The following is a 16710-nucleotide window of genomic DNA, read 5'->3' as shown; positions in this document are numbered from 1 at the left end:
CCGCCGCTGAGTTTCAAAAGCAAGCTTTTAAAACTCCGCTCGACTTGCATGTATTAGGCACGCCGCCAGCGTTCGTCCTGAGCCAGGATCAAACTCTCCAAAAAAAGATGTTTGATTGCTCAAAAACACCGACAATCTACTATAGTAGATTTTAAAAACTATTGGTTATATTCACTTGCGTGTAATAACCTTGTTGGTCTATAAAACCAACACGCTTGACGTTTTGTTTAGTTTTCAAAGAACTCGTCTGGTCAACGACCATTTCGTTTCATCGCTCAAAAGCGACTTTATCAATATATCATGTTCAAAATTCCGCGTCAACGTTTTTTTGAAAGTTTTTTCTGAAGTGTTTTTACCTTCAACTTTCTGTTTTTCGTGACAACGAATATTAATATACCATTCAAAATAGATAGATTCAACAGGAAGTTTTTGTAAGGAAAGAAAAAGTAGCCTGCAACATTTACAGGCTACTTTTTCTTATTCAGCTTTATTCGTTTCTCTATGTCTCATTTGCGGGAATAATAGTACATCTCTAATAGATGGAGCGTTTGTTAATAACATAACTAGGCGGTCAATCCCGATCCCAAGCCCTCCAGTTGGAGGCATTCCATACATTAATGCTTCGATAAAGTCTTCATCCATTTCGTGTGCTTCGTCATTTCCTTGTTCCTTCTCTTTTAATTGAGCTTCAAAACGCTCTCTTTGATCAATCGGATCATTTAATTCAGTGAAGGCATTTGCATGTTCCCTTGCAACAATGAATAACTCAAAACGATCAGTAAAGCGAGGATCATCAGGGTTCTTCTTTGCAAGTGGTGAAATTTCAACAGGATGTCCATAAATGAATGTCGGCTGTATTAAATGTTCTTCTACCTTTTGCTCGAAGAACTCGTTCACAATATGTCCGTATAGCATATGCTCGGTAATTTCAACATTATGTTCTTTCGCTAATTGTCTTGCATCCTCAACGCTCATTTCATTCCAGAAATCAACACCCGTATATTCCTTAACGGCATCAACCATGTGTAGTCTCTTCCAATTTGGTTCAAGATTTACAGTGTGATCTCCATATTGTACAGTTGTTGTTCCTAATACTTCCTTAGCGATATGCGCTATTACATTTTCTGTGAGTGTCATAATATCTTGAAAATCTGCATATGCAGCGTAAAGTTCAAGCATTGTAAATTCAGGATTGTGTCTTGTAGATATACCTTCGTTACGGAAAACACGACCAATTTCATAGACCTTTTCCAGACCACCAACAATTAAACGTTTTAAGTGTAATTCGATGGCAATACGCATATAAAGAGTCATATCTAAAGCATTATGATGAGTAATGAACGGTCTAGCCGATGCCCCCCCTGCAATTGTATGCATCGTTGGGGTTTCTACTTCAAGGTAGCCTTGTCCATCTAAATATCTTCTCATAGATTGAATGATTTTACTTCTAGTAATAAATGTCTCACGGCTTTCCATATTCATGATTAGATCTAAGTATCGCTGTCTATATCTTTGTTCAACATCTTTTAAACCATGGTATTTCTCAGGAAGTGGCTTCAAAGATTTCGTCAGTAATTCAAATGTAGTAACCTTAATCGATAATTCCCCTACTTTTGTTTTAAATACAGTTCCTGTGACTCCAACAATATCTCCTAAATCTGCTGTATCAAAAATTTCATACGCTTCCTCACCAACGGCATCTTGTCGGATATATAACTGAATCTGACCAGTTAAGTCTTGGATATGGGTAAATCCAGCCTTTCCTTTTCCTCTTTTCGTCATGATACGTCCCGCAATAGATACTTCTATCGTTTGTTCATCTAGCTCTTCTTTAGAAATTTCACCGTAAAGTGATAAAAGTTCTTTAGATGTATGTGTACGATCAAACCTTTTTCCGAATGGGTCCAATCCTTTTTCACGTAGCTTATGTAACTTTTCTCTTCTTACTTGCAGCTGGTCATTTAATTCCTCAAAACTCATTTTTCTCACTCCAAACCATTTTGGTTATTATTTATAAATGAATAAAACTGCCAGTATAATACTGGCAGTGAGTAATCTTCTTTATGGGTATTATAGGTTAGTATGAAATGGAAGTCAAACGTATTAGCCGACTTGAACTTTAGTTTCTTCCTTGGCTTCTACCTCTTCAACTAATTGTGTTAATAATGTAGTTAGATCCTCACGTGTATTACAATCATTAACACCGTTTCTTACTTTTGCATTTCCACGAATACCTTTTAAATACCAAGCAGCATGCTTTCTCATTTCTCTTACAGCTACCTTCTCTCCTTTTAAGTCGATTAAACGATCTAAATGGAGCATACATACATCGATTTTTTCTCTTACAGATGGTTCGTCTATTAAAACACCTGTTTCAAGGTATTTTACTGTTTGATAGATCATCCATGGGTTTCCGAGTGCAGCACGACCTATCATCACTCCATCAACACCTGTTTCTTCAAGCATACGCTTTGCATCTTGTGGAGTTTGTACATCCCCATTTCCAATAACCGGAATAGACACAGATTGCTTTACTTCTTTAATGATGTCCCAATTTGCAGTACCTTCGTACATTTGTGCTCTTGTACGACCATGAAGAGCTACAGCCTTACCACCAGCACGCTCTACCGCACGGGCATTATCTACCGCATAAATATGATCTGAGTCCCAACCCATGCGCATTTTTACTGTTACAGGCTTGTCAACAGCATCCACTACAGCTGATACCATTTCATAAATTTTATTAGGGTCTAGTAGCCATTTGGCTCCTGCATCACATTTAGTGATTTTAGGCACAGGACAGCCCATATTTATATCAATAATATCTGCAGTTGTGTTTTTATCAACAAATTTAGCAGCTTCCACTAACGTTTCTTTTTCTCCTCCAAAAATTTGAAGGCTTAGTGGTTTTTCACGTTCATCTATATATAACATTCCCATAGTTTTCGCATTTTTGTAAAGGATCGCTTTATCACTTACCATTTCAGCGCAAACTAATCCAGCTCCAAACTCCTTTACCGTTAATCGGAAGGCTGCATTACACACTCCGGCCATCGGCGCTAGAACTACAGGGTTTTTCATTTGAATATCTCCGATTTTAAGCATGGTCCTACCTCCTTATAATTATTCTTCTTTCGGCGCGAGCTCTTCAACCGTTATATTAAGAATACTTGCCATTCCAGCAAGAATATCCTCATTTGGCATACGATTTCCACGTTCAATCTCACCTAGAATAGAAACAGAAATGCCCAAGTCTTTTGCGAAACTTTCTTGTGTATAGCCTTTTAGTTTTCGAAAAGCTCGAATACGTCTTCCCCATTTTTCTGCTTCCATATTTGAACACCTTCTCTATCTTTTCGATCAAGTAATCTATCCTTTATAGAATATCCATCCCATTCAAGGTTAGGATCTATTTCATATAGTGGAATCAAAACGAATGACCGTTCATGCATCCTAGGATGAGGTACGATTAAGTCTTCCGTCATAATATTTTGTTGGTTAAAAAGCAAAATGTCAAGGTCTAAAGTCCTTGGACCCCATTTAATCTCCCTTTTCCTACCAAGTAAAAGTTCAATCTCTTGTATAATATGAAGGATTTCCTCCGCTGTCAAGTTGGTAGAAATTGAGATGACCATATTTAGGAATGAATCTTGATCCACATATCCCACTGGTTCCGTTTCATAAATAGAAGAATAATCGACAAGCTTAATTTTACGATGCAACAACATTTGCTCAATGGCCAATTTCAAATGATGGGAACGAGCTCCCATATTAGTTCCTAATCCAATATAGACAAGATTCATGTTTTTCTCCTTGTAAGCTCGACACTAACTGATTGGTAATATCCTGGAATCGGTGGGTCAGGTTTAATAAATTTGATGTGACATTCTTGAATGGGCATAAACCTATTAAGAACCTCCTCACAAATTTGCTCTGCGACAGCTTCAATAAGTTGTTTCGGTTCACCTTCAACAATTTCTCTGCAAAGATTATATACTTCAAAATAATTTACCGTATCATTTAGATCATCACTTTTGCCAGCCTTTGATAAATCAAGAGAAAGTGCTAAATCTACAATGAAGCGTTGACCCAGCTTTGTTTCCTCTTGTAAAACCCCATGGTAACCGTAAAACAACATTTGTTGTAGTCTAATTTTATCCACGTATGTTCACTCCCTTACCGACAAGCACATCCATGACTTTAGACATGCGAGCCATAGACAGTACATCATGTACCCGAACGATATGACATCCTTTTTGGATACCTAGACACACCGTAGCACCAGTGCCTTCCATCCGTTCCTGTTCAGGTAAATCCAAGATCTGTCCGATAAACGATTTTCTAGACGTTCCAAGTAAAACAGGGTACCCTATAGCTACAATTTGGTCTAAATTTCGCATGACCTCAATATTCATTTCAAACGTTTTTGCAAAGCCAATACCAGGATCTAAGATAATATTCTCATCTTTTACTCCAGCCGATTTAGCAATCGAAACACTCTCCATTAAATCATCAATCATATTATTTATTAAATGTGTATAATTCCGATTATGACGATTATGCATGAGGATTATTGGGACTTCATAATGGGCTGCAACCTTCGCCATGTAAGGATCTGCTTTCGCTCCCCAAACATCATTTATGATATGAGCACCCGCTTCAATTGCTTGTTTTGCTACTTCTGCCTTATATGTATCAATGGAGATTGGTGCATTAACTTCTTTTGATAAAGCCTTAATGATTGGAATTGTCCTTCTAACCTCTTCTTCAAGCTCTACTTTTGTAGCACCAGGTCTCGTTGATTCTCCACCTATATCAATAATGTCAGCACCGTTTTCGATCATTTTTTTAGCATGGTTAACAGCATTTGAGGGTTGTGAATAATTCCCTCCATCTGAAAAAGAGTCTGGAGTAACATTTAAGATGCCCATTATAAGCGTCTTGTCTTGAATGTTAAGGTTCCATCTTCCAAATGCAAGCTTTTCTTTTGCTTTATCAGTCATCACCTATATCAAACCTTCCCACATAATCGTCCATCGTAAATAGCAATCGCTTCATATTATTATATTCTCTTTGCAATTTCTGTGTTATTTCCCCATTTTTACCTTTAAAGAGAAGATTACCTATACCGCTAATAGGTACGATCTCTTGAATGGAGTTAGTCACAAAAACCTCGGTACTATTGTATAGATTATTTAGGTCATACTTCCCTTCTACAATCGACACACCATTTGCCTTTAGTAGCTTGATAATAAATTGTCTTGTGATCCCATTTAAAATACCAGTATCAACACTTGGAGTATACAAAATGTTGTCACATACCCAAAAAATATTAGAAACTATCCCTTCAGCTACTTTTCCATCAGCCGTTAAAAAGACTCCTTCTAAAGAAGGATCTGGACCTAACTCCCGTTTGGCAAGAATGTTATTTAAATAGTGATGTGATTTAAGCCGGTACGATCCCTCGGGTGTATTTCGTGGGATATTTAATATAACGCCTTTTTTGGAGTCTAACATGGAGGGAATTGGTTTTATGTATATGATGGTAGTCGGTTCTTCATATACGTCAGTCATTAAACCTATTCCACCAACACCAGCTGAGACATTTAACCTGACATAAGCGTCTTCTAGTCCATTTACTTCGAGTAATTTTTGTACAAAGGAGAGGATTTGCTGATTAGAAAACTCCCACCTAATATTTAGTTCATTTAATCCTGAACGAAGACGATCTAAATGATCATGAAGTAAAAAAGGATGGCCCTGATATACTCGAAAGGTTTCAAATAGTCCAAGGCCATACATAAATCCATGATCAAACACTGATAATGATGCTTCTTTTTCCTCAACAATTTGCCCGTTTAAATGGATGTACATGATTCTTTTTTATAATTTCCTCCATATACTTCAATAAAATTCTTTAAAAGCTCTTTACCGACCGATGTCATGATGGATTCTGGATGGAATTGGACCCCTTCAATTGGCAATGTCTTGTGACGAATGGCCATAATTTCATCCTCTTCTGTCCATGCAGAAATTTCAAAGCATTCTGGTAAGGTTTCACGTTTAACAATGAGAGAATGATACCTTGTTGCTATGAACGGTTGATCTAGACCATTGAAAATCGTCTTGTTATCATGATACATAGCTGAGGTTTTACCGTGCATTAATCTCTCAGCTCTAATTACGTCCCCTCCAAATACTTGCGCAATGGATTGGTGACCTAAACATACACCAAATATTGGGATTTTACCTGCAAATGCTTTTATTGCTTCCATACTTATTCCAGCCTCGTTCGGACTACATGGTCCAGGTGAAATCATTAAATATGATGGGTTTAATTCTTCAATTTCTAAAATCGATATTTGGTCATTCCTCTTTACGACTAGTTCTTGTCCTAATTCTCCTAAATACTGAACCAGATTAAACGTAAACGAATCATAATTATCAATCATTAAAATCATCTACACTCACCTCTACTCAACTTTCTCTTTTAGTTTAGTCTCTTCTGCTACTTCTTTTGCCTTCCACAAAGCCTTCGCTTTCTTCAATGATTCCTTGTACTCCGCTTCTGGATTTGAATCAATCACAACTCCTGCTCCTGCCTGGATATAGGCATGACCATTGTGAACGGTCATGGTTCGAATGGCGATATTAAGCTCCATATCACCATTAAACCCAATCCAACCAATCGACCCCGTATATAACCCTCTTCGTACTGGCTCTAGCTCCTCAATAATTTCCATTGTTCGAATTTTCGGAGCACCTGTGATCGTTCCACCTGGAAAAACGGCATCAATCACAGAATATGCATCATACTGCTTGGACATTGTTCCCCTTACGTTTGATACGATGTGCATGACATGGGAGTATCTTTCAATAACCATAAATTCATTAACTTCAACAGAACCGTATTCACATACTCTACCAAGGTCGTTTCTTTCAAGATCTACAAGCATAACATGCTCTGCCCGCTCTTTTTCATTTTCAATAAGCTCTTTTGCTAATCGTTCGTCTTCCTGTTCATTTATACCTCGTGATCTTGTCCCAGCAATTGGCCGTGTACTTACTTCAGCATCGCTCTTTTTAATTAAAAGCTCTGGTGAACCACTTACGATTTGAAACTCAGGATCTTGAAGAAACGCCATATAAGGTGATGGGTTAATCTCTCTTAAACATGAATAAACCTCTAACGGATTAACCTTTAAGCGTTGTGATTGTCTAACAGATAAGTTCACTTGGAATATGTCGCCTTGTCCAATATACTCCTTTATTCTTTCAACCGCAGATTGAAACTCTAGTTCGGTTAACGATACCTGTAAATCGCTATCTGATTCCTGAATCGTTTCACCTTTGTTGCTATCTTTAACATCCTTAGTTTCTTTCCATAGCATCTCTAATGCATGCAAATGTTCTTTAGCTGATTCCAATTTTCCTTTTGTATAGTGAGTAATAATATATAGTTCCTCTTGTTTATGATCGTATATGAATACATCATTAAATACCATAAAATAGACATCTGGTACATATAAGTCATCTTTTGCAATCTCTGGTAAAGATTCGATATACCTAGCATAGTCATAGCTTATATACCCAATTGCTCCTCCTTGAAAATCAGGCAATGTAGGATCTTTTTCTGTCTTATAGTCATTCATCCACTCTCTCATCAGATGCAGCGGATTACCATCCATTATTTGGGATTCGTTATTGCAAAAAATCTCCAGCTTGTTATTTTTACCTTTTAGTATGGCCACTGGATCTAGTCCCATTATGGTATACTGTCCACCTCTTCCACTTTCTAAAAGAGCATGATGATTCTTAGCTTGGCTTATATATTTATAATGAGGAAACCACTTTTCTCGTTGCATTTTAATTGTTGTATATAACGGATACCTTTTCCCCATAAAAACACACCCCTTCATTCACTCTTTTACTATTGTACATGATTCATGGAAAGTGAACATCATTTTCATACTCAAATTCATATGAATCACACATGATGTCTTCGTATTAGTATTTACTAATAACAGGTGTTTTTGATCAAAAGGCTTAGGGCGCCCCGTTTAGCCTAAGGTAGAGCGAATGTACTGTCATGAAAAAAAGGGTGGTTTGCCCCTTTTTGAACAAGGAAAAAGTGATTTTTCTTTTTCCCTCGAGTAGGATGAAATGGCATGATCTGGCTGGGCGCTGGAGCTGGATTTATCAGTAACATTGTATAAACTAAACATCAGAAACTGCTTTCTTAAGTTATAAAAAAACAACCAAAATGGTTGCCGACTTAATGAAAAATCTCATTCAAAATAGTAAACCCTGATATTGGACATTTCACACATAAATTCACAATAATAAGTCGACGAAAACCACTTATTGGATATGTCACACGTCAAGCCACACCAAAATGTCCAATAGACCGCGCTCACGCACATATTTCACTTGGCAAACCGCATCATATCCAATAGAAAGCAGTTCATGGAAATGTTGTAGAGTGTTCTTCCTTTTTTCTAGATTCAATATGTATCATTCCTGATTACTATATATACAACGCCGTCTAAGTTGTCAGAAAGTTAAAAATGGCTGTCGAGAATGTCTCGACAGCCTGACAACCCAAATGGTTGCTTTTTCTGTTACTCTTCAAATTGATACAGAGGAGTACTTAAATACCTCTCCCCATTACTTGGTATGATGGCTAACACTTTTTTGCCTTGCCCAAGTTCCTTTGCTACTTTTAAAGCAGCGAAAATTGCTGCACCTGAAGAAATTCCACCAAGAATACCTTCTTCACGCGCTGCACGTCTAGCATAATCAAATGCCTCTTCATTTTTCACATGAATAATCTCGTTATAAATTGATGTGTTTAATATTTCAGGCACAAAATTCGCACCGATTCCTTGGATTTTATGTGGACCTGGTTTTCCACCTGCAAGTATCGGGGAGTCAGCAGGTTCAACAGCATATAGCTTAATACCAGGGAAGTGTTCTTTCAAAACCTCACCTGCACCTGTAATTGTTCCACCCGTACCGATTCCAGAAATAAATGCATCTAGCCCTATATCACCCATTTGCTTAGCAATTTCTGGTCCCGTAGTCAGCCTGTGAACCTCCGGATTAGCTAAATTTTTGAATTGCTGTGGCATAAAATAACCATGTTCTTTAGCTAGCTCTTCTGCTTTCGTTACCGCCCCATTCATACCTTCTGGTCCTGGTGTTAAAACTAACTCAGCACCAAACGCTCGTAGTAAGTTCCTTCTTTCTAAACTCATCGTCTCTGGCATGGAAACAATTAATTTATATCCTTTTGCAGCTGCCACCATAGCTAAACCAATTCCGGTGTTCCCACTAGTTGGTTCGATAATGGTATCTCCTGACTTTAATGTACCATCCTTTTCAGCTGCTTCAATCATTGCTAAGGCTATACGATCCTTGACACTACTTCCAGGATTCATGAACTCAAGCTTCAAATATACGTCTGCCATGTTTTCATCGACAATTTTGTTTAATTTTATAATAGGAGTCTCACCAATAAGTTCTGTTATCGAATTTGCCACTTTCACTCTCTTCCACTCCCTTAAACCCTAGTATTTTGATAGGTTTTTATAAAACTTAACAAAAGCTGTTTGAATTGTCAATCATTTCGACTCGTAAAACCAATTCACCTCAATCTCATCCCAAAACTGCTCTGCCGTCACTTTTCCTTCCATTTGTCCGAGAGCTAATTGTCTGCGAATGTGATCTTTAACTTCTTCAAAGGAATAATTTTTCCCAACGACTGTTTCATGTAAATAAAGGATAGCATAGCCTTCATTCACTTTAATTGGTTGATACCATTGGTTTTCTTTAAGTGAGGATAAAGCATCTACGTATTCGTTTGGAAGATAACCGCTTTCTTTCGTAATAAATCCTAAGTCTCCGCCTTGATTTGATGAGAATTCATCTATTGAACGCTCCATAGCTAGAACGGAGAAATCTGACCCATTTTCTAATTCCTTGATTACCTCATTCGCCTCTTCCTTTGTTTCAACGATTATGTGTGACAAATGGTATGAATCCGGTATTTCATATAACGTTTGGTTTTCTTCATAAAAATCTTGAATGAGGTCTTCTGTAATGGTAACGTCTTTCGTAAGAATTTCTTCGAGTAGGAGAGTATACTCCAGTTGGGTCCTCCATTCCGTTTCATCCATTAATTGCTCATGGTCCATTGAGTTATACATTGCCCTTATCATGGTCATTTCTTGATCAATTACTTCATCAGATATTGATACATTATATTTATCAGCTAGCTGATAAATCACTTTCCGATTAATGATTTCTTTTAACGTCTCTTTTCCATATAACTGCTCAAGCTCATGCAACCATTCTTGCTGGGTAATATTTTCATCACCAACAGTAGCAACAACTTCTGCAGCAATCGTAGAAGCTGTTTCAACTGAAGCTGGCATTTCAACTTGATTCCCCTTTTCCTTATATAAAAATCCTAGTGACAAACAATTTGTTACAACTAGGGCAAAAATAATCATCCACAACCCTTTGTTAGCCATGCGTTTCCACTCCCCATTTAGCACTTATTTTTCTTCAGGCAGTAAGGAAGTCAATTCCTCTTTTGATAAGTGATAGGTTTCATTACAAAAATGGCATTGTGCTTCCGCCATTCCTTCTTTTTCTATCATATCCTCTATTTCTTCTCTCCCTAAACTTTGAATTGCATTTTCAATTCGCTCTTTTGAACAATGGCAATGAAAATTAATCGACATTTTATCGAGTATTTTTACTCCGTTATCACCTAGTACCTCGACTAAGATCTCTTCTGGTGATAATCCTTTTTGAATAAGCTTTGAAATAGGCTCTATCGTTGATAGACGTTTTTCAATAGCTTCAATGGTTTTATTATTTGTACCAGGTAATAGCTGAATAATAAATCCACCAGCTGCTAAGATTGAGTTATCAGGGTTTACGAGCACTCCTACCCCTACTGATGAAGGAATTTGTTCAGATGATGCAAAATAATAAGTGAAATCCTCTCCTAATTCACCTGAAACAATTGGTACTTGACCGGTAAAATGGTCACGTAATCCAAGATCCTTCACAACCGTTAGCATTCCATCTGTCCCGACAGCTCTAGCTACATCTAATTTACCAAACTTATTTAGATCAAAATGCACATGAGGATTCGTTACATATCCACGAACATGCCCTTTTCCGTCACTATCTACGATAATCGTTCCGATAGGGCCTCCTCCAGCAATTTTGATCGTTAATTTGTCATTTCCTTTTAACATTGCTCCCATCATAACCCCTGCTGACATCGCACGCCCTAGTGCTGCCGAAGCCGTTGGCCAAGTATCATGTTTTTTTTGCGCCTCAGATACCGTTTCTGTTGATCTAACTGCAAAAGCACGTACTTGTCCATCATATGCTAATGCTCTAACTAAATAATCTGACAATGTAAAGACTCCCTTCAGTATCAATCATTATTTTTTTGATTTCGTAAGTAAATCATATGTAGACCCTTTAATGTTAGGAAAGGATCAATAATATCAATGATAGATGATTCCTTAGATATTAAATTTGCGAGCCCTCCGGTTGCGATAACTTTAGGATTTGTTTTCGACTCTTGTTTCATCCTCGAAACAATCCCTTCTACTTGTCCTACATACCCGTATACAATACCTGCCTGCATGGCGCTCACTGTATTCTTTCCTACAATTGTTTCTGGCCGGGCAATTTCAATCCGTGGTAATTTGGCAGCTTTTGAATATAAGGCCTCGGTTGAAATGGCGATACCAGGCGCAATGGCACCACCCATATATTGCTTATGTTCATTAATATAGCAATAGGTGGTAGCAGTCCCAAAGTCTACTATAATAAGTGGACTGCCATACAACGTAATACCAGCAACAGCATTCACGATCCGGTCTGCCCCAACCTCTCTTGGATTCTCATATTTAATATTTAACCCTGTTTTGATACCAGGTCCTACAATTATTGGAGACAGCCTGAAATATTTTTCACACATTCGTTCTAATGCAAACATAATAGGAGGTACGACAGAAGAAATAATTACTCCCTTAATGTTAGAAAAGGAAATGCCTTCATGTGCAAGAAATGATTTTATTAACATTCCATATTCATCTTCTGTTTTATTCCGATTCGTTTCAAATCTCCAATGGAATTTTAACTCTTCCTTATCAAACACCCCTAGAACAGTGTTGGTGTTTCCTACATCAAGTACAAAGATCACTGAATTCACCTTCATTTTATGTATAATCTTATCTTTTCAATCAAGTTCATCTTATCATAATTTCACTCTGACTTTCGAGAAGATCGATAAGGAACTAAAGGGGCGATGCACCCCATTAATTATGTTGCCAGGCTTTGATTACAACGCCCTGTTATAATGCCTCGCTGATCCTAACCTTCATCCTGCATGTGGCAGGTCATGGTAATTGTTCCTGAAGAGAAAGAGGGAGCTTTTTCATTTATTCTTCAAGGGTAATTTGAATCCAATAAGATGAAATTGCCATAATCGTTGCAATTTCACCTCAATTGTTCTAATGCCGCATTACTAATAACAACGTTATAAGATAATATAAAGCTTTTACTTCCTTATTATCTAAAAAAAGAAGCTAGGAATAACCTAACTTCTTCTACTTTTCTTCTTTATTCTCTTCTTTTTTCGTATTAATATTTACTTTTACTTCTTCATTTTTCACACTAGCATCAGCGGTCGAGGCTTCAGGTCTTTCTGGTAAAACACCTTTATCAAATAAATGTCTTATTTGCTCTGCATCTAACGTTTCAACATCTAATAACGTATTTGCAACCAGATCAAGCTTATCGCGATTTTCAGTTAAAATCGTTCTAGCTCTTTCGTAAGATTCCTTAATAATACGCTGAATTTCTGTATCAATATCATAAGCAATCTTATCACTATAGTTCTGTTCACTATGGATGTCACGACCTAAGAAGACTTGACCACCTTGTGCTTGACCAAACTGAAGCGGACCAAGCTTTTCACTCATTCCATATTCAGTTACCATTTTTCTCGCGATTCCTGTTGCACGTTGGAAGTCATTATGAGCACCTGTACTTACGTCTCCAAAAACGATTTCTTCTGCAACACGACCACCTAATAGTCCTGTAATTTTATCTAAGAGCTCTGGCTTTGTCATAAGGAAGCGGTCTTCCTTAGGAAGCATAACCGCATAACCGCCTGCTTGACCTCTTGGAACGATGGTTACTTTATGAACGGTGTCTGCTTCATCAAGAACAACACCTATAATGGTATGACCTGCTTCATGGAACGCAACAATTTTTCTCTCCTTTTGAGAGATAACTCGACTTTTCTTCGATGGCCCTGCAATAACTCGATCAGTAGCTTCATCGATGTCTTCTGGTTCAATCTTCTTCTTATTTTGACGTGCAGCAACTAATGCTGCTTCATTTAATAAGTTTTCAAGGTCAGCTCCAGAAAAGCCTGGTGTACGCATTGCAATTGATTTTAAATCCACATTGTCTGCGAGTGGTTTATTACGAGCGTGAACCTTTAATACAGCTTCACGACCTTTAATATCTGGTCGATCTACCGTAATTTGACGATCAAAACGTCCTGGACGTAATAGGGCTGGATCAAGAATGTCAGGACGGTTCGTTGCTGCAACAATGATAATTCCTTCATTTGCACCAAATCCATCCATTTCAACTAGTAATTGGTTTAAGGTTTGCTCTCTTTCATCATGACCCCCACCTAAACCAGCTCCACGTTGACGACCCACTGCATCAATTTCATCTATAAAGATAATACATGGTGCATTCTTTTTCGCATTTTCAAATAGGTCACGGACACGAGAAGCCCCTACCCCTACGAACATCTCTACAAAGTCAGAACCACTAATTGAGAAGAATGGAACACCTGCTTCACCTGCTACAGCACGAGCAAGTAATGTTTTACCTGTACCTGGTGGTCCTACTAATAGTACCCCTTTAGGTATACGTGCTCCAAGCTCAGCAAATTTTCTTGGATCTTTTAAAAATTCTACAACTTCCACTAGCTCTTGCTTCTCTTCATCTGCACCAGCTACATCTTTAAATCTAACCTTTTTCTTTTCTTCACTGTATAGCTTTGCCTTACTCTTACCAAAATTCATGACACGGCTTCCACCGCCTTGAGCTTGGTTTAGTAAGAAGAAGAATAAGATAAAGATGATAACAAATGGGATAATAGATGTGAAAAACGTCACCCAACCACTTGTCTCCTCGGCCGGTTGTACATCAACCTCTGCCTGAGAAGCTAGGGTTTCAATTCTCTCTAAAGCTTGAGGACTATTTGTTACATATGTAATAAAGGATTGATCTTCATTATATGTCTTTAATTTCCCGCGAACCTCAAACACTCCTCGTTCAGGCCGCATGGCAATTTCAGAGACTTCACCAGCCTCAAGGTGATGAATAAAAGTATCGTATGTTAATGTTTCTGTTTTTTGGTTTGAACCATTAAAGAAGCTTACTACTCCAATTACAACTAAAAAGATTAATAAATAGAAAATAGTATTACGGAAGATCCGATTCATCACTTACCTCCTCCCTCGAGCGAACAAACTATATTAAATAGTACCATAGAAAAACATTCCAATTCAACTAAAGAGCCCTTATTATGCATTTTGATACATTTCAGGCTTAAGAACTCCAATATAAGGTAAATTGCGATATTTTTCAGCATAATCTAAACCATAGCCTACAACAAAAGCATCTGGAACCTCAAAGCCAACAAAATCAGCTTTTATTTTAGCCTTTCGCCCAGTAGGTTTATCTAGAAGAGTAACGATTTTTATTGATTTTGCTTTTCTATACTTAAAAAGCTCAACGAGATAGCTTAACGTTAACCCACTATCAATGATATCCTCAATAATTAAAATATCTCGTCCTTCCACTGAAGTGTCTAAATCCTTAATAATTTTTACCTCTCCAGAAGAAACCGTTGTATTCCCGTAACTGGAAACATCCATGAAATCCATCTCTAAGTGTGTATCAATTCTTTTTAAAAGGTCACCCATAAATGGCATAGCCCCTTTTAAGACACCTACTAATAATGGAAATCTCCCTTCATATTCCTTTGTTAGCTCTACTCCAAGTTCTCTAATCTTTTGTTGAATTTGTTCTTCTGAAATCAATACCTTTTCAATTTCTTCATGCATACGTATGGTCCTCCTAGAAGTTTCAATGCCTTTGATAAAATAATATTGCATACAGTGATGATTCTTCTCTAGCAGATTCATGTCTAGATTTCTTAAGGCCAGGTAGCCATAAAATCGTCCCCTCATTGTCTACCACAATGGGCCATGTTTCCCTGTCTACTAAAGGAACTTTTTCATCAATAAAGATATCTTTTATCTTTTTTGTTCCTTTCATCCCTTTTAGCTCCAATTTATCTCCCTGTTTTCTAGTACGAACAGTGAGAGGAAATTCAATTTTTTCGGAAGGAAGAACGAATAGATCATTACTCAGCTTCGAGGGGTAATCAGAGTGAAGCTCACTCCATAAAACATCACCATTCGGTAGTTGAATCTTGTCCTCTTTTTGAAGAGGGTATTCATATGTAAGTATTTTTTCCTTTTTAAATGTAAACATACAGGTTTGATATGACCGGTTTACAAACAAGCTATTTGGAAAATGAAGAGATCCGGATGGTTGATTACTCTTTAGTAGTTTAAAAACTTGTTCTATATGTATGTTACTTAAAGAACTAGGCCGTGTTTCATAAAGATAGTTTAATATTAGATGAAGTGACCTTCTTTGTAAAGAAATAGGCAAGGCTAGAAACATATCGATAGAGATTTCGATATAGTCTATTTCCCGCTTTTTAATTACTGTATTCATCTTTTCTTTTGTTAATTCCTCTAAAACATATTCATCTTCTAGTAATTGTTCACTAAATTGTTGAAATGCTACATGTACATTAGGATTTTCCATTTTCAAAAAAGGAACGATTTCATTTCGAAACCGGTTTCTTGTATAAATCCCCTTTTGATTGGATGGATCAATTCGAGGTTGTAACGAATGATTTTCGCAATATTGAAGAATCTCTTTTTTTGTTAATGATAAAAATGGACGAACAATAAACCCAGCTCCAAATGGGCGTTTCGAATGTATTCCTGCAATTGACTTATTTGTACCACCTCTTACTAGTCGCATCAGTACTGTTTCAATTTGATCATCGCCATGCTGGGCAACTGCTACATAATCCGCTTTGTACTTTCTCATTACCTCTTGAAAAAAAGAGAATCGGCACTCCCTTGCTGCGACTTGACTAGAGAGGCCATTTTCTTCTTGATATTCCCTAACATTTATCTGAGTCGCTTCGAAGGTTATCTCTCTCTCTAAGCAAAATTGAATGACAAACCTCATATCGTCTGCAGATTCTTGTCCTCTAAACATGTGATCAACGTGCGCAGCAATGACCACCCAGCTTTGAGATTCTCTATTTACCCACAAATAATGGAGTAATGCGAGAGAATCAGGACCACCTGATACACCGACAATGATTGTTGAATTTGGTTTCAACAAATTGTTTTTCATTATAAAGCGTTTTACTTTTTCTTCCATTTATTCATCAGGCCCTATTTAGAATGTTATATCGTTTAACTCTACAAATATCCTACCATTTTTGTTTTCCATTCTGCAAAAACATTCTTTCCTAATTATAAAATAACAACTATT

At 37.3% G+C, this 16710-nt stretch carries 16 protein-coding genes and 1 rRNA gene; all 17 read right to left on the bottom strand.

The window, feature by feature from the left end:
- Positions 1 to 104: ribosomal RNA gene (locus ACFSCX_RS10180) — 16S ribosomal RNA — on the bottom strand; the annotation flags it as partial.
- A 373-nt stretch (positions 105 to 477) separates the two neighbouring features.
- On the bottom strand, positions 478 to 1980 hold the full coding sequence (gene lysS, locus ACFSCX_RS10175; RefSeq protein WP_377928118.1) for a lysine--tRNA ligase: 1503 nt from the start codon (positions 1978 to 1980) through the stop codon (positions 478 to 480).
- A gap of 123 nt (positions 1981 to 2103) precedes the next feature.
- A complete protein-coding gene (gene dusB, locus ACFSCX_RS10170; RefSeq protein WP_377928117.1) occupies positions 2104 to 3105 on the bottom strand; it encodes a tRNA dihydrouridine synthase DusB in 1002 nt (333 codons plus the stop codon).
- Positions 3106 to 3123: 18 nt separating this feature from the next.
- Positions 3124 to 3333 (bottom strand): helix-turn-helix domain-containing protein, encoded by a 210-nt coding sequence (locus ACFSCX_RS10165; protein ID WP_377928116.1) that lies wholly within the window; start codon positions 3331 to 3333, stop codon positions 3124 to 3126.
- The gene (folK, locus tag ACFSCX_RS10160) at positions 3285 to 3803 is read right to left on the bottom strand and encodes a 2-amino-4-hydroxy-6-hydroxymethyldihydropteridine diphosphokinase (protein WP_377928115.1); all 519 of its coding nucleotides are present in this window, start codon (positions 3801 to 3803) and stop codon (positions 3285 to 3287) included. Before folK ends, ACFSCX_RS10165 begins: the two co-directional genes overlap by 49 nt.
- Complete coding sequence (gene folB, locus ACFSCX_RS10155) at positions 3800 to 4162, bottom strand: dihydroneopterin aldolase (RefSeq protein WP_377928113.1); 363 nt, start codon at positions 4160 to 4162, stop codon at positions 3800 to 3802. The genes folK and folB overlap by 4 nt, the downstream gene beginning before the upstream one ends.
- Entirely contained in the window at positions 4155 to 5003 is an 849-nt protein-coding gene (gene folP / locus ACFSCX_RS10150; protein ID WP_377928120.1) for a dihydropteroate synthase, read from the bottom strand. The genes folB and folP overlap by 8 nt, the downstream gene beginning before the upstream one ends.
- Complete coding sequence (gene pabC / locus ACFSCX_RS10145; protein ID WP_377928112.1) at positions 4996 to 5874, bottom strand: aminodeoxychorismate lyase; 879 nt, start codon at positions 5872 to 5874, stop codon at positions 4996 to 4998. Before pabC ends, folP begins: the two co-directional genes overlap by 8 nt.
- Entirely contained in the window at positions 5859 to 6461 is a 603-nt protein-coding gene (gene pabA / locus ACFSCX_RS10140) for an aminodeoxychorismate/anthranilate synthase component II (RefSeq protein WP_377928111.1), read from the bottom strand. The genes pabC and pabA overlap by 16 nt, the downstream gene beginning before the upstream one ends.
- A 12-nt stretch (positions 6462 to 6473) precedes the next feature.
- Positions 6474 to 7901 carry an aminodeoxychorismate synthase component I gene (gene pabB, locus ACFSCX_RS10135; RefSeq protein WP_377928110.1) on the bottom strand — a complete coding sequence of 476 codons (1428 nt, stop codon included), beginning with the start codon at positions 7899 to 7901 and terminating at the stop codon, positions 6474 to 6476.
- Positions 7902 to 8621: 720 nt separating this feature from the next.
- Positions 8622 to 9548, bottom strand: a complete 927-nt coding sequence (gene cysK, locus ACFSCX_RS10130; RefSeq protein WP_377928109.1) for a cysteine synthase A — start codon at positions 9546 to 9548, stop codon at positions 8622 to 8624.
- A 75-nt stretch (positions 9549 to 9623) separates the two neighbouring features.
- Positions 9624 to 10535: a peptidyl-prolyl cis-trans isomerase gene (locus tag ACFSCX_RS10125; RefSeq protein WP_377928108.1), complete on the bottom strand. Its 912-nt coding sequence runs from the start codon at positions 10533 to 10535 to the stop codon at positions 9624 to 9626.
- 24 nt (positions 10536 to 10559) lie between these two features.
- On the bottom strand, positions 10560 to 11438 hold the full coding sequence (gene hslO / locus ACFSCX_RS10120) for an Hsp33 family molecular chaperone HslO (protein ID WP_377928106.1): 879 nt from the start codon (positions 11436 to 11438) through the stop codon (positions 10560 to 10562).
- Positions 11439 to 11458: 20 nt separating this feature from the next.
- Complete coding sequence (locus tag ACFSCX_RS10115; RefSeq protein ID WP_377928105.1) at positions 11459 to 12235, bottom strand: type III pantothenate kinase; 777 nt, start codon at positions 12233 to 12235, stop codon at positions 11459 to 11461.
- Positions 12236 to 12641: 406 nt separating this feature from the next.
- Positions 12642 to 14564: an ATP-dependent zinc metalloprotease FtsH gene (gene ftsH, locus ACFSCX_RS10110; RefSeq protein ID WP_377928103.1), complete on the bottom strand. Its 1923-nt coding sequence runs from the start codon at positions 14562 to 14564 to the stop codon at positions 12642 to 12644.
- A gap of 81 nt (positions 14565 to 14645) precedes the next feature.
- Positions 14646 to 15188 (bottom strand): hypoxanthine phosphoribosyltransferase, encoded by a 543-nt coding sequence (hpt, locus tag ACFSCX_RS10105; RefSeq protein WP_377928102.1) that lies wholly within the window; start codon positions 15186 to 15188, stop codon positions 14646 to 14648.
- Positions 15189 to 15210: 22 nt separating this feature from the next.
- A complete protein-coding gene (tilS, locus tag ACFSCX_RS10100; RefSeq protein WP_377928101.1) occupies positions 15211 to 16596 on the bottom strand; it encodes a tRNA lysidine(34) synthetase TilS in 1386 nt (461 codons plus the stop codon).
- Positions 16597 to 16710: the final 114 nt, after the last annotated feature.

The sequence above is a fragment of the Bacillus salitolerans genome, from assembly GCF_042680805.1.
Lineage (GTDB): Bacteria > Bacillota > Bacilli > Bacillales > SA4 > Bacillus_CJ > Bacillus_CJ salitolerans.
Note: the sequence above shows the minus strand (reverse complement) of the source record. Positions and strands in the feature narration are given on the sequence as shown.

Coding starts and splice junctions, on each gene's coding strand:
- pabB (WP_377928110.1), bottom strand. CDS start 7,901: ATGGGGAAAAGGTATCCGTTATATACAACAATTAAAATGCAACGAGAA.
- hpt (WP_377928102.1), bottom strand. CDS start 15,188: ATGCATGAAGAAATTGAAAAGGTATTGATTTCAGAAGAACAAATTCAA.
- lysS (WP_377928118.1), bottom strand. CDS start 1,980: ATGAGTTTTGAGGAATTAAATGACCAGCTGCAAGTAAGAAGAGAAAAG.
- pabA (WP_377928111.1), bottom strand. CDS start 6,461: ATGATTTTAATGATTGATAATTATGATTCGTTTACGTTTAATCTGGTT.
- tilS (WP_377928101.1), bottom strand. CDS start 16,596: ATGGAAGAAAAAGTAAAACGCTTTATAATGAAAAACAATTTGTTGAAA.
- ACFSCX_RS10165 (WP_377928116.1), bottom strand. CDS start 3,333: ATGGAAGCAGAAAAATGGGGAAGACGTATTCGAGCTTTTCGAAAACTA.
- pabC (WP_377928112.1), bottom strand. CDS start 5,874: ATGTACATCCATTTAAACGGGCAAATTGTTGAGGAAAAAGAAGCATCA.
- ftsH (WP_377928103.1), bottom strand. CDS start 14,564: ATGAATCGGATCTTCCGTAATACTATTTTCTATTTATTAATCTTTTTA.
- folK (WP_377928115.1), bottom strand. CDS start 3,803: ATGAATCTTGTCTATATTGGATTAGGAACTAATATGGGAGCTCGTTCC.
- dusB (WP_377928117.1), bottom strand. CDS start 3,105: ATGCTTAAAATCGGAGATATTCAAATGAAAAACCCTGTAGTTCTAGCG.
- folP (WP_377928120.1), bottom strand. CDS start 5,003: ATGACTGATAAAGCAAAAGAAAAGCTTGCATTTGGAAGATGGAACCTT.
- ACFSCX_RS10125 (WP_377928108.1), bottom strand. CDS start 10,535: ATGGCTAACAAAGGGTTGTGGATGATTATTTTTGCCCTAGTTGTAACA.